Origin of the sequence: Rubeoparvulum massiliense, from assembly GCF_001049895.1 — a bacterium.
Classification (GTDB): Bacteria; Bacillota; Bacilli; order Rubeoparvulales; family Rubeoparvulaceae; genus Rubeoparvulum; species Rubeoparvulum massiliense.
Genome location: NZ_CVPE01000005.1, coordinates 41,294 through 54,372, shown reverse-complemented (window position 1 = coordinate 54,372; position 13,079 = coordinate 41,294). Strand labels below are relative to the sequence as shown.

The window sequence follows — 13,079 nt, the reverse complement described above, 5'->3', positions numbered from 1 at the left end:
AAGCCTTGTTATTAAAGGACTTGTTCAACTTCTTTAACGCCAGGTACTTCTTCGAGGAGGGCCCGTTCAATCCCTGCTTTTAAGGTGATGGTAGAGCTTGGACAACTACCACATGCACCCATTAAACGCAGCTTAACAACGCCATCTTCATCTACATCTACTAGCTCTACATCGCCACCATCTCTTTGGAGATAAGGGCGTAATTTATCCAGTACTTCTTGAACTTGTTCTCTCATCGCTTCTACTCCTTCCTTATTCTTTATCATATCCCACTTTGGTATCCTCCATCAATCCTTGTTATTGACGGTGATGATCATGATTGCTACTATACAGATAGTGTAAACCATCCCCATCCTTTTTGCAATGAGGTGACTGGCTGATGATCTTTATTCAATGCTGTGAAACCAATCTCTCCTATGGAACAGTTGATGTGATCCGTCAGCTGCAGGAACAAGAAGAGATTGAGGTGTTAACGGAAAGCTGTCTGGATGAGTGTGAAGCATGTGCTCGTCAGCTCTTTCTCTATGTAGAGGGAGAGCGAATTACTGGTGAAACAGTACCAATCCTTCTTCAGCGTACGCTAGAGGAGATCGGTAGACAGAGGAAGATGGAAGAGCTATTACAAGAGCTCTCCCATGATGTGTAGATCATCGAGGCAGGGTGAAGTTCTCATCTCTGTCTTTTCTTATATGGCTATGGAACTCACTAAGCCTTAAAGGGATAAGCCTGAATGGTTTGATAGAAGGTATCACGTTCGATGGCATCCTTGCCAGCTCCATGGATAAGCCAGATTAGCTCATCAATGGTAAGACCTTGCTGGGTTAGGGCGCCAGCTGCATGGCTAATACGCTCTTCAACTAACGTTCCATGTACATCAGACGCACCCATATTTAAGGAAACCTGTGTTAATTGTGTACCAATATTGATAAAGTAAGCCTTGATATGGGGGAAGTTATCTAGCATTAAGCGACTGATGGCGATGGTTTTCAGATCATCGATAGCAGAGGTACGTCGCTTAATCCCCGCATTTTTACTTTTTGGTTGCACGGCTAGTGGGATAAAGACCATGAAGCCATTGGTTTCATCCTGAAGACGGCGAACTCGGTCCATATGAATTAAGCGCTCCTCCTTACTTTCGATGGAGCCATATAGCATCGTCACATGGGTTCTTAACCCTTTTTGATGAGCCAAACGATGGATGGCGAGCCAATCATCGGTACTGGCTTTCTCTGGACTCATCTTCATCCGATACTCTTCTGTTAAAATTTCTGCACCACCACCAGGCATGGTGTCCAAGCCAGCTGCAATCAGCTCATCGAGAACCTGCTCTGGAGAGATGCCGGCAAGTCGTGAGAAGAATTCAATTTCGGCAGCCGTATAGGCCTTGATCGTAATGTGGGGATAGGCTTTTTTCAACGTGCTGATCGTCTCTAGATAGTAGGAAAAGTCCACGGTATTATTATGACCACCAACAATGTGAAACTCACGAATACCAGGATGCATCCGTTCACTTACATAACGAAGGAGGTCGTCCTTATCCATGGTATAAGCGCCTTCTTCCCCAGGGCTACGACGATAATTACAGAATCGGCAATGGGCTTCGCATACATTGGTAGGATTGATATACATGTTCTGAATAAAGTAGACACGGTTACCATTCCTGCGGAGATTAACGAGATTGGCCATCTGACCAATGCTTAGGAGATCGTTGGATTCATAAAGGTAGAGACCATCTTCAATAGAGAGACGCTCCCCTGCGCTAACTTTTTCATAAATCTCTTTCATTTTTGAGTCGATGAGGTCAAACATCTTCTTATCGCTCCTTTATCCCAATCTAACTTTGGATTTCTGTGACTATTCAAAGCGGCGTAGTTCTCGATAGAGTGTATCCCGTTCTACAGGGATACGACCTGCCTCACGGATCATGGCGATGAAGCTTTCCTTTGGTGTCATGTGGGAGGAGGTGGAACCAGCAGCGTGGACGATCTGTTCCTCCATCACGGTTCCGTCTAAATCATCGACACCGTAGTACAAGGAGAGTTGCGCCATCTTCAATCCGATCATCATCCAAAATGCGCGGATATGTGGGAAATTGTCCAACATTAAGCGAGCGATGGCTAGCATTTTGAAATCATAAATACCGGTAGTTTCATGGTTATGCAATTGGTATTCATCAGCTAGCTGTGTATTTTCAGGATGGAAGGTGAAAGGGAAGAAAGCGAGGAATCCTTCGGTCTCATCTTGCAATTCCCGTAAACGGATCAAGTGATCGATAATATGTTCTGGTTTTTCAATATGACCATATAGGATGGAGGCATTAGACTTCATTCCCAAACGATGGCAAATACGGTGGATTTCAAACCATCGTTCTGTTGTGGTCTTGTGCCCAGAGATGATTTGGCGTACTTCAGGATCAAAAATCTCAGCTCCACCACCAAGAATACTTCCTAATCCTGCATCACGAAGACGCACGATGGCTTCCTCCACATCCAGCTTTGCAACACGGGCAATATAATCGATCTCCACTGCGGTAAAGGCTTGAATATGAATGGTGGGAAGGTACCTTTTTGCCAGTCGCATCATATCTTCATAGTAAGTGAAGGGTAACCGAGGGTTGACGCCGCCCACAATATGCAATTCGGAGAAGCCTTTACCTACCATGCCTTTAAACTTTTCCTCTAATTGTTCGAGGGAGAGGGCGTATGCATGGGGATGGTCTGGCTTTAACCCAAAGGCACATAATTTACAATCTAAATAGCAGACATTGGTATAGTTAAGATGTGTATTGGAAATAAAATAAACTTGATTACCATTTTTTCTTTGTCGAACCAGATCTGCCATCCTACCGATTCGTGGCAAGTCCGTTGATTGATAAAGGCGAAGGCCATCATCCATGGTTAGACGTTCCCCTCGTTCTACCTTAGCCTCAATATCAGATAGATCATTCCGCATTTGAACGGTCATGATTACCCTCCTTTTCTCTAACAACATGATGAAGTTTTAAGCGCTTTTCTGTGGGTCCAAAGTGTTTTAAATTCCATTGATCTTTTTTCATTATAGAATTCTTTTCGCCCAAAGGGCAAGGTAAAGGAGTAGAAAAGAGAGATTTCCAGCACACATTCGACAAAAACCCTCAATTCATTACAAAACTTGTGTAATTTTTTACCATACTTTCGTGGTACAATAAGAAAAAAGGTGGAAAAGGCTGGGAGATATGATGGATTGGAATTATGATAATGAAAGGGGATCATGGTGATGCAGTCTGCAGAGCTACAACACCTGATTTACCAAATTGAATTAAAGCGAAGACGGATGGAGGAGAATGCTCAGAAGTATGGCATGGATCATCCACTTGTCATCTGTTATAGCCAGTCCTTAGATCGCTTAATCAATCAATACAATCATTTGCTTGAACTGGATGCGAAAAAGCATCGTGATGGTCATGTGAAAGAACCAGTAGCACATTATGCATTGGCGTAATAAAGGAATTCATGTATACTGTTTACAGCGTAATAAACTTTACTTCTATGGGAGTAATAGAAAGTGAGATGAGATAGATGATTCATATTACAGAACACGCTATTGAAAAAATTAAAGAGATGATGCATGCCGAAGAGAATCATGAGCAGCTTCATCTTCGGGTCGCTGTACAGCCAGGTGGATGTAGCGGATATTCCTATGGTATGGGATTTGAGGATCAAGTACATCCCAATGACACGCGAATAGACCTAAATGGCCTGTCCGTATTAATTGATGATGCAAGTGCCCCTCTCTTAAAGGGTGTGGAGATCGATTACAAGGAATCCCTTATGGGCGGTGGCTTTACCATTCATAATCCTAATGCTGTTTCTTCATGTGGATGCGGTTCATCCTTCCGTACTGCAAATGATGCAGGCCAACCTGGTCAATGTTAAGAAAGTATACAAAGAGAGCTCCCTTACCATAGGGAGCTTTTTTAGGATATCTATTTGTTTTTCGCATAGAGCCAGTTATAATAACTGGCATGCTTTATTTCATCGGTCATAATCTCAAAAAGGGCATCGCGGTAAACAGGCTGACAGAGGTTCAGATATGCAGTACGATAGCGTTCAAATGCATGTAATTCTCCTTGTAGTGCCTGTTCTAAACCATCTACATAGCTCCTTGGACGCTGGAATGGGATGTTCTCTTCAAGTGTAGGTGGAATTTGACCGGTTAACTGAAAATAGATGGTGCGGAACATTTGACGATGCTTACGCTCATCATTACGGATGGAAGTGATCACTTCCTTATCCTGTTGTGTTGGGGCGACGCTAATTAAGTAATCATAAAAGAGCTCATCGTTCCGTTCGCCACGAATACTCTCAAAGATAATGCGCAATGCTAGCTGCGTATCACAGCGAGGAGGCAAAGGATTGACAGGGGAGGTTGGTTGCCCGGGACCTGGCATACCGGGGAAGGGCATGCCTGGCAATCCCGGCATCCCTGGTCCTGGCATCCTTCCGGGTACAGGCATTCCAGGCATGGGCATCATGGGAATCTGCATTGGGGGTATGTGATAGGGTTGATTCATACTCAATGGAAACGCTCCTTTCATTTGGTACTACGGCCTATTCATTTCTAAACTATGCACTGATCTTCAAGGTGTGACAATTTAAAAAAGCATCCTAGGCAACGATAGCCTAGGATGCGAAAAGAGTGTGAATAAATTACTTACTACAGATCTATAGATTCATGCTACTTGAATGTAGTGGTTGAACTTTGGCATCAGGGTCAACATAGGACATGGCATTATTGATTGCAGTAGGAGCTTCTCCTAGTCCTACAGCAATTAATTTCACTTTACCAGGATATGTACAGATGTCACCTGCAGCATAGATACCTGGAATCGTGGTCTCCATCTTAGAATTGACAACCACAGATCCTTTCTCAATTTCTAGACCCCATTCTTGAATGGGACCAAGGGATGAGATGAACCCGTAATTGACAATGACAGAATCCACATCTACAAGCTCTTCTTCTTCAGTCTTTGTATTGGTTAAAACCACCTGTGTGATTGAATCTTCTCCACGTAATGCTGTAATGTGATAGGGAGTTTTAACTTCTACAGAAGAGGCTTCCAGCACTTCGACACTATGCTCATGAGCTCTAAATTTATCACGGCGGTGTACGAGCATCACTTTAGCTGCAATAGGTTCTAACATATTCGCCCAGTCTACAGCAGAATCACCACCGCCAGAGATTAAGACACGCTTATCCTTGAACTCTTCCATATTGGTAACAAAGTAATGTAGATTACTCTTTTCAAACTTCTCTGCTTCTTCTAAGGTTAATTTCCGTGGCTCAAATGCACCAGACCCAGCGGTAATAATCACTGACTTGGAATAGTGTACCCCTTTGTTTGTAGTGATCATGAAACGACGTTCTTCTTCTTTTTCAATCTTAATCACCATTTCATCTAAACAAAGAGTGGGGCTAAAACGATCCAACTGTTCCTTCAATCGATTGACAAGTTCAATGGCCCGTACTTTAGGGAATCCTGCTACATCATAGATAAACTTCTCTGGGTATAATGCAGCTAGCTGTCCACCGAGCTGGGGTAGACTCTCGATGATTTTTACACTTGCTTTCCGCATACCACCATAATAAGCAGCAAACATTCCGGTGGGTCCTCCGCCAATGATGGTAATATCATATAATGTTTCATCCGTTCTACGATTCATCTCCGCACCTCCGTAGTCGCGTCTATTTGTGTCTAAATATCCAACTAACATTATCACATATCTAAAAATGAAAAGGAAGAGTTTAAATTTCTCAAAGATGCTAAAATAGATTGGAAATGCTGAAATGTGAGCGTTTGCAATTGAAAAAAGATCTAAAAAGACATATTATAAAGATAAATAGATTGTTACAAAATCGTGACGTTTTACTGGCATCTAGTGCTATTCTAGGTATATAAATTATGGAGAGATGGGTGATGGAGATGAATAACACAAGTAAAATTGTCATTTTAGGCGCTGGGTATGGTGGACTAATGACTGCACTTCGTTTGGAGAAACAGCTTCACTATCACGAAGCTGAGGTTACATTAATTAACAAGCATGAGTATCATTATATCACCACGCACTTGCATGTACCAGCAGCAGGTACAGGCCATCATGACCAAGTGAGAGTGGATGTTGAAACACTGATCAATACGAATCGAACCAACTTTATTCGTGGCACTGTTTCAGATATTAATAAGGAAGAGAAAGTTGTTCATTTAGAAGATGGAACCGAAGTTCCTTATGATTATCTCGTGATTGGACTAGGATCGGAAGCAGAAACATTTGGTATTCCAGGAATGCTGGAGCATGCCTTCCTAATTCGTAGTATTAACAGTGTCCGTAAGCTACGACAACATATAGAATACATGTTTTCCCGCTATAATAATGAGCCGGATCATCCTGAATACTTAACATTTGTCATTGGTGGAGCAGGCTTTACTGGTATTGAGTTTGTTGGAGAATTAGCTGACCGTATTCCAAAGCTTTGCAAGCAATATGATGTGGATCCCCACTTGGTTAAAATCTATGATATTGAAGCAGCGCCAACGATCATGCCTGGCTTTGATCAGGAATTGGTTGATTATGCAAAGGATGTACTGGAGAAAAAAGGTGTTACCTTTATTACCAATACTCCAATTAAGCAATGCTTTGCAGATGGTGTTGTCTTGGCCAATGGGCAGGAGATCAAAGCGGGTACCATCGTATCTACCCTTGGCGTAAGAGGCAACCATCTTATTGAAGCAGCTGGGTTTGAAGTGATGCGTGGCCGTGTCAAGGTGGATGAGTATCTACGAATCCCTGGACATGAAGAAGTATTTGTAGTGGGAGATAATGCCTTGATTATTAACGAAGAGTCTGGTCGCCCCTATCCACCGACCGCACAGATTGCTGTACAGCAAGGTGAGACTGTAGCCCTTAATCTCGCTAAATTAGTACGCAATGATGCCACCCTAGAAGCGTTCAAATATCATTTTAAAGGTACAGTTGCTTCACTAGGGAAGGGCGAAGGCATTGGTTTTATGGGTAAACGTAAGTTCTTTGGTTCTACTGCAGCCTTGATGAAGAAATTGATTGATGCTCGCTACCTATATATGATTGGGGGACTCTCCTTGGTCATGCGGAAACGTCCGTAATCTACCATTCCATTCGATAGGTGCAAGCTAAGGGAGTGTTTTTACGATGAAATTGGCTCAATTAATTATTTCTATTCCGCTTTTTCTCGTGCTTTGTTATATGATTGGATTTATTCTTAATATGCTCATAAAAACTACCTGGTTACCCTTATTCATCTACGCAGGCATCGTTCTCTGGATGCTCTATAAGACAGGTGGACATTTCTTCTTAGCTGAGTATGTGGTCTTTTTCTCTGGCTTAGCTGGTACACTGTTAAGTGTCTTTACAATACGTTTTCTCAGGCGAAGAGGATACTCCATGTTTTAAAACAATAAAGAGGGTAGGAAGCAGACATTCAATATGTCTGCTTTTTTCATGTGTATATTTTTGAAAGGAGGCGGACATGCTGATAACTAGAGGAGGATGGTAATGAAGAAGATTACTAGATTATTGCCACGAGGAAGCTTTCTCATGCTGATTCTAGTTATCCTTGTTACAGCACATTCCATCAGTGGGGAGACAGCACCAGCAATGAAAACCATGGCCCCGCTGCAATATGCACATCAATACAAAGAGAATCGTGTAGGGGTGGTCATTCACCAACTACAGCCTTTGGTCATGGATTCATTCAAAAAACTAGCAGTGAATCGTCAAAAGAAAGAGCTGATAGGAGAAAAGGAATTTTCTCCTTCTAATCTATATGCGTTGGACCAATTAGAGCAGTTCCCAACCTATCAGGTTGTTGCTACAGGCTATACAGCAGGGGTTGAATCTACTGGAAAAGAGCCAGGTCATCCTCAATATGGCATCACATTCTCTGGTGTACCTGTCCAACGCGATGTCATCTCAACCATTGCTGCAGACATTGAAATCTTTCCTTTAGGGACACTGCTCTATATTCCTGACTATGGGTATGGTGTAGTAGCAGACACGGGTAGTGCTATTAAGGGTAATAAAATTGATCTCTACTATGAGACCGTAGAGGATGTCTTTAAGGAATGGGGAAAGAAGACGGTAGAAGTCTTTGTATTAAAAAAGGGAGAAGGTCATCTAAATCATGAGATGCTTGCGGAGATGCAACGCCTCGTCATGGCTCATCCATAGGGATGAGCCTTTTTCTTGCCTCAAGTTTTTAGGATGAGTAAGATAGGACTAAAGGGGAGAGTGGCGATGGAATATCCTGAAGAGTATTTAGCGTTTATTCGACAGTTCAATCAGGGGAATTATTATGAGTGTCACGATCTGTTAGAAGAAATTTGGTTGGGAGATCGTCACAACCACTTTCTTAAAGGAATGCTCCAATTGGCAGTGGCTCTTCATCATCTCTCCTATGGTAATGTGGCAGGAGCACGGCTTCTTCTCGATTCATCTCAGGCTTATCTAACGCCATATGAGCCCATCTATTGGGGCATTCAGGTGCATGATGTGCTACAATATATCAAACAGGTTGCAAGATGCCTACCTGTGGAAGACCGTGTTGATGCGAGTCAGATACGGCGTCTACAGATTCCCACACTGACATTACAGCTTACTGGGGATACTCAAAATGGTGAGGAGGAATTGGCATGAATTTAGAAGTGATCCAAGCAGATCAGAAGCAGGAAACTGAACTTCTTGTGCTTGGTATGTTCGAAGATGATCTCTATCTACAAGGAATACATAAGGAGATCGATGAGGCACTACACGGGATTCTCTCGCAGATGCTAGGGAAGAAGGAGTTTACAGGAAAAGAAAGAGAAAGCCAATGGCTACCTACATATGGTCATTATGCTGCTGAGCGTATCCTTTTACTAGGGTTGGGAAAACGGGGAACAGCTCAGCCTCGTACTTATCGACTCTTGGGTGGGAAAATTGAGAAGCAACGTAAGAATAGTGAAAAGGTAATGGTAGCACTCTCTACCTTTAAACAGGATCCATACTCTACAGAAGAGATTGCCCAATGGATGGCAGAGGGTCTTGAACTGGCCACCTATGTCCATCATGGTTTGAAGACCAGTGCTCAGCCAGAACGTACGGAAGCACAGATCCTTTTTCAGGTATCGGAGGATGATGCTCATGATGTTCAAGAGGCTCTTAGCTTTGGACAAGTATTAGCGGAAGGGATCAATCTTACACGTCGGCTTGTCAATACGCCTGCCAACTATATGAGACCAAAGCATCTCGTTCAAGAGGCAGAAGCATTAGCCAAGCGATATGGCATGGAATTAGAGATCCTAGAAGAGAGTAAGATGGAAGAGATGGGAATGGATGCACTGCTATCTGTAGGGCGCGGTAGTACAGAACCATCCTATTGTGTTGTTCTAAAATATCGGGGATGTACTGAATGGGACAATGTCTTAGGCCTTGTAGGTAAAGGCGTATGTATAGACACCGGTGGCTATTCGTTGAAACCAGGAAATAGCATGGCGGATATGTATACAGACATGGGAGGAGCGGCAACTGTACTAGGTACCATGGAAGTGATTGCTCGTCAGCAATTACCGATTAATGTTGTAGGCGTTATCGGCGCAGTGGAAAACATGATCGACGGCAATGCGTTTAAACCAGGGGATGTCATCTCATCCTTAGCAGGTAAAAGCATTGAAATTAATAACACCGATGCGGAAGGGCGTCTTGTTCTCGCTGATTGTGTCACCTATGCTCGCCAGTTAGGCGCTTCTTATTTAGTTGATATGGCTACTTTGACTGGGGGCATCCTTGTCGCTTTAGGTGATCAGGTTACGGGCGTGATGAGCAATGATGAAGCTTGGGTAGAAGAATTATTGGAAGCAGCCCATGAAGCCGATGAATACGCATGGCGTCTCCCAATCTTTCCGGTGCATCGGGACATGCTCAAGTCTTCGCAGGCAGATCTTGTGAATTCTGCAGGTCGTTTAGCCCATCCAATTACTGCAGGGGCATTTATCGAATCATTTGTCGGTGAGACCCCATGGATTCATCTTGATATTGCTGGTACAGCTACCACCAATAAGGAGAATGAAATCCAACCTAAGGGAGCTACAGGCGCGATGGTACGCACTCTTGTAACATTAGCACAACACTTTAGTCAGGAAGAAACAGATTAAAAAATTTGGACAAATCTGTTGAAAAAGCTCATAAAACGTGCTATAGTATTAACTATCGTCCAACCCAGGGAGCAGAGTGCCATCACCTGTTCCTTGGGTTTTATTATTGTTCAGAATAAAAGGGTTTCCCATCCATCAGTGAAGCTGAATGGATGGGAAACCCTTTTTGATATTCGTAATATTAATGATCGGACAAACATTGATTAAAGTTTAATCGTTCGATTTAGCGCTGCGCCCAGACCATTTATCAACAAGCATAGCGATTGCACCATCACCAGTAACATTGGTAGCAGTACCAAAGCTATCTTGCGCTGTGTATAAGGCGATCATCAGACCAAGAGCAGCTTCATCGAAGCCAAGAACGGAGCTAAGGATACCGAGGGATGCCATTACAGCACCACCAGGTACGCCAGGAGCGGCGATCATCACTACACCCAATAATAGAATAAATGAGAGCATATCAAGATAGGATGGAAGTCCAGCATGATTCTGGATGACCATCACTGCAGTTGAAGCGAGTACGAGAGTGATGATGCTTCCTGATAAGTGGATGTTAGCACAGAGTGGGATGACAAAGTCAGCTGCTTTATCACTCACCTTGTTCTCCTTCGTCTGGCGAAGAGTAACAGGAATGGTAGCAGCACTAGACATGGTACCAATGGCAGTGAAGTATGCAGGAAGCATTGTCTTCAATGCCTTAAATGGGTTTTGCTTCGTCATGGCACCAACACTGCTGTAAAGGATAATGAGCCATACCCAGTGGGTTAGGACAGCAACGAGTAGAACGATTCCAAATGTGGTTAGGGTCTGGTAGACACCGCCATCATGAGCAACCTCAACAAAGATACCGGCAATATAGAATGGAAGAATCGGGATAATCACTTTGGCGATCATCAATTCGATGATGTTCTTCCCTTCATCGAAGAAACGTTGCAATGTGGAACTTCCTGTTTTTGCGATTCCAATTCCTAAGATGAAGGCAAGTATTAAAGCGGTCATGACACTGAAGATTGGGTCGACGCCAAAATCCATATAGGATTTAAGCCCTTCTGTAGCAGTTCCTTCTGTTGATCCTCCAGCTGAAATAAAAGGAATAACAATGAATGCAACAAGCAGAGCTAGATGACCGGCAATGATTGTAGAGGTATAAGCAAGACCTGTTGTTACACCTACCATCTTTCCAGAATCCTTACCTAAGGCTGCGATCCCACTCGTAATGAAGAAGAGAATAATCAGGGGAACGACAAAGAAAATCAATTCACCAAGAAGCACTTTAACTGTGACCATGGCGCGGGCGATTGGAAGGGGGGCGTAGAGTCCCAGCAAGATCCCGATGATGATCCCAGCTATCAATTTCAGAATCAATTTCATACACTCAACTCCTCTCATTTTATAACTATCAAAAAAATGTATGATAAAAATTAGTATACAACATTTAATATGTAATGTCACAATATTAAATAAATTTATAAAAATGTAAAAAAATGAAATTTTAAATGGTATATGTGGTAGTCTTATAAATTATGAAGCTGTTCCAATGGATCATCAATCGATGACCTTTTGAGGACAGCTTTTTCATTATTATGTGATTCCTCTCAAACTATTAATTTTTTTTGAAAGAAAACAATCGAAAAGAGATACATTTTAAGCAAAGAAATGATAGGATAAATACCCTAGATAGAATTCCAAAATATACCCCTGCACCTATTTATTTGAGATATTTTTCACAATATATCAAAATCGTTGTTTCGACTAATCATAGCGGCATAACGACATTTAGCTGAAAACACTATATTAATGCTAATTATTGGAATAACCTATGAAAATTTGAACGAATCATGGACAATTATTTACGTAAATGTGAACAAAAACTGAACAATGGCATAAACGATAGAAGTGCATAGGGGGGAAGTGCTAATCTAAAGCCAGATAGAGCCTTCACAGAAATGTAACAGTTGGATAACAGCAAATGAAATTTGGATTCTGTCTTACAACTGTTTCTTGTGAAATAACTCTAGTCTAATTATGCAAACGATTTCAAAATGCATGATGAAAGGGTGGTAAAGAGTGAATCCACGTAAATCCTGTCCTGATGAGTATCCTATCACCTTATACTTGAACGGAGTGGAGTTGGCCACCTACCAGTTAACCAATCTAGATTTAGAAGATTGGGCAATTGGCTATCTGTTTACGGAAGGAATTATTGATACGCCCAGTGACCTAAAAGGTTTGATCATAGATGCAGAGCAAGGAAGAATCTTTGCTGAGCTGGGGAGGAACTTTGACGCAGAACATTTTGCTCAAGGTCGCAAGCACTTTACTGCTGGATGTGGCAAAGGAATCACATTTTTCTCCATGACAGATGTGAAAAAATTCCGTAAGGTGAACTCCAATCGAACCGCCTCCATGACCTATCTCTTAAAGAAAAGGCACGAATTTGCATTACAATCTCCATTATATCTCGCTACAGGTGGTATGCACGGAGCTTGTATTGTGGATCGTCAGGGAGTAATTACGGTTCGAGAGGATATCGGCCGCCATAATGCAGTAGATAAAGTGATCGGTCATGCATTGCGCGAAGGCTTAGATCCTGCAGATTTAATTCTGCTAACAACGGGTCGGGTCTCGTACGAAATGCTGGCCAAAGCTGCCCGCTTTGGTTTTGGAATCGTTGGCTCACGGACGGCAGCAACGAAGCAGGCGATCCAATTAGCCAATTTTCTCCATATCGAAGTGGTTGGCTATGTCCGTGGCAAAATGGCATTGGTCTACACATCCTGTGGAAGAATCCTCGATGATGTCACTGAGATGGTTGCTGGGGAGAGCACCAATTAGGGAAGGGGGTTAAGAGGTAAAGAGCCACGAAAGGGCAACA

General features: G+C 42.7%; 15 protein-coding genes. 9 read left to right on the top strand and 6 right to left on the bottom strand.

The window, feature by feature from the left end; translation table 11 throughout:
• Positions 1 to 11 precede the first annotated feature (11 nt).
• The gene (locus BN1691_RS05560) at positions 12 to 236 is read right to left on the bottom strand and encodes a NifU family protein (RefSeq protein ID WP_048601645.1); all 225 of its coding nucleotides are present in this window, start codon (positions 234 to 236) and stop codon (positions 12 to 14) included.
• Positions 237 to 379: 143 nt separating this feature from the next.
• Here BN1691_RS05560 and BN1691_RS05555 point away from each other — a divergent pair, with 143 nt between their 5' ends.
• Positions 380 to 646: a DUF1450 domain-containing protein gene (locus BN1691_RS05555; protein WP_048601256.1), complete on the top strand. Its 267-nt coding sequence runs from the start codon at positions 380 to 382 to the stop codon at positions 644 to 646.
• A gap of 59 nt (positions 647 to 705) precedes the next feature.
• Here the strand turns inward: BN1691_RS05555 and mqnE (BN1691_RS05550) are convergent, their stop codons facing one another.
• Both mqnE (BN1691_RS05550) and mqnE (BN1691_RS05545) read right to left on the bottom strand, forming a co-directional pair.
• A complete protein-coding gene (mqnE, locus tag BN1691_RS05550) occupies positions 706 to 1,809 on the bottom strand; it encodes an aminofutalosine synthase MqnE (RefSeq protein ID WP_048601255.1) in 1,104 nt (367 codons plus the stop codon).
• Positions 1,810 to 1,854: 45 nt separating this feature from the next.
• Positions 1,855 to 2,964, bottom strand: coding sequence for an aminofutalosine synthase MqnE (mqnE, locus tag BN1691_RS05545; protein WP_048601254.1), 1,110 nt, complete (start codon positions 2,962 to 2,964; stop codon positions 1,855 to 1,857).
• Between the two features lie 291 nt (positions 2,965 to 3,255).
• Here mqnE (BN1691_RS05545) and BN1691_RS05540 point away from each other — a divergent pair, with 291 nt between their 5' ends.
• Positions 3,256 to 3,480, top strand: coding sequence for an aspartyl-phosphate phosphatase Spo0E family protein (locus tag BN1691_RS05540; protein WP_048601253.1), 225 nt, complete (start codon positions 3,256 to 3,258; stop codon positions 3,478 to 3,480).
• Positions 3,481 to 3,557: 77 nt separating this feature from the next.
• Complete coding sequence (locus tag BN1691_RS05535; RefSeq protein WP_048601252.1) at positions 3,558 to 3,914, top strand: HesB/IscA family protein; 357 nt, start codon at positions 3,558 to 3,560, stop codon at positions 3,912 to 3,914.
• 50 nt (positions 3,915 to 3,964) lie between these two features.
• Here BN1691_RS05535 and BN1691_RS05530 read toward each other — a convergent pair whose 3' ends face one another.
• Together BN1691_RS05530 and BN1691_RS05525 are read right to left on the bottom strand one after the other, a co-directional pair.
• The gene (locus BN1691_RS05530; RefSeq protein ID WP_231638364.1) at positions 3,965 to 4,552 is read right to left on the bottom strand and encodes a ferritin-like domain-containing protein; all 588 of its coding nucleotides are present in this window, start codon (positions 4,550 to 4,552) and stop codon (positions 3,965 to 3,967) included.
• Between the two features lie 151 nt (positions 4,553 to 4,703).
• Positions 4,704 to 5,702: an NAD(P)/FAD-dependent oxidoreductase gene (locus BN1691_RS05525; RefSeq protein ID WP_048601251.1), complete on the bottom strand. Its 999-nt coding sequence runs from the start codon at positions 5,700 to 5,702 to the stop codon at positions 4,704 to 4,706.
• Positions 5,703 to 5,962: 260 nt separating this feature from the next.
• Between BN1691_RS05525 and BN1691_RS05520 the strand changes: the two genes are divergently transcribed.
• The 5 genes from BN1691_RS05520 to BN1691_RS05500 all read left to right on the top strand — a co-directional run bounded on the left by BN1691_RS05520 (position 5,963) and on the right by BN1691_RS05500 (position 10,204).
• Positions 5,963 to 7,159, top strand: coding sequence for an NAD(P)/FAD-dependent oxidoreductase (locus BN1691_RS05520; RefSeq protein WP_048601643.1), 1,197 nt, complete (start codon positions 5,963 to 5,965; stop codon positions 7,157 to 7,159).
• Between the two features lie 46 nt (positions 7,160 to 7,205).
• Positions 7,206 to 7,466 carry a YuiB family protein gene (locus BN1691_RS05515; RefSeq protein WP_048601250.1) on the top strand — a complete coding sequence of 87 codons (261 nt, stop codon included), beginning with the start codon at positions 7,206 to 7,208 and terminating at the stop codon, positions 7,464 to 7,466.
• A 102-nt stretch (positions 7,467 to 7,568) separates the two neighbouring features.
• Positions 7,569 to 8,243 carry a 3D domain-containing protein gene (locus BN1691_RS14840; RefSeq protein WP_076850120.1) on the top strand — a complete coding sequence of 225 codons (675 nt, stop codon included), beginning with the start codon at positions 7,569 to 7,571 and terminating at the stop codon, positions 8,241 to 8,243.
• A gap of 66 nt (positions 8,244 to 8,309) precedes the next feature.
• Positions 8,310 to 8,708, top strand: coding sequence for a DUF309 domain-containing protein (locus BN1691_RS05505; RefSeq protein ID WP_048601248.1), 399 nt, complete (start codon positions 8,310 to 8,312; stop codon positions 8,706 to 8,708).
• Positions 8,705 to 10,204: a leucyl aminopeptidase gene (locus BN1691_RS05500; protein WP_053083708.1), complete on the top strand. Its 1,500-nt coding sequence runs from the start codon at positions 8,705 to 8,707 to the stop codon at positions 10,202 to 10,204. Before BN1691_RS05505 ends, BN1691_RS05500 begins: the two co-directional genes overlap by 4 nt.
• A gap of 210 nt (positions 10,205 to 10,414) precedes the next feature.
• On the opposite strand, the gene BN1691_RS05495 is transcribed toward BN1691_RS05500, so the two are convergent.
• Positions 10,415 to 11,575 carry a dicarboxylate/amino acid:cation symporter gene (locus tag BN1691_RS05495; RefSeq protein ID WP_048601247.1) on the bottom strand — a complete coding sequence of 387 codons (1,161 nt, stop codon included), beginning with the start codon at positions 11,573 to 11,575 and terminating at the stop codon, positions 10,415 to 10,417.
• A 696-nt stretch (positions 11,576 to 12,271) separates the two neighbouring features.
• On the opposite strand from BN1691_RS05495, the gene fdhD reads away from it, so the two are divergent.
• The gene (gene fdhD / locus BN1691_RS05490; protein WP_048601246.1) at positions 12,272 to 13,039 is read left to right on the top strand and encodes a formate dehydrogenase accessory sulfurtransferase FdhD; all 768 of its coding nucleotides are present in this window, start codon (positions 12,272 to 12,274) and stop codon (positions 13,037 to 13,039) included.
• Positions 13,040 to 13,079: the final 40 nt, after the last annotated feature.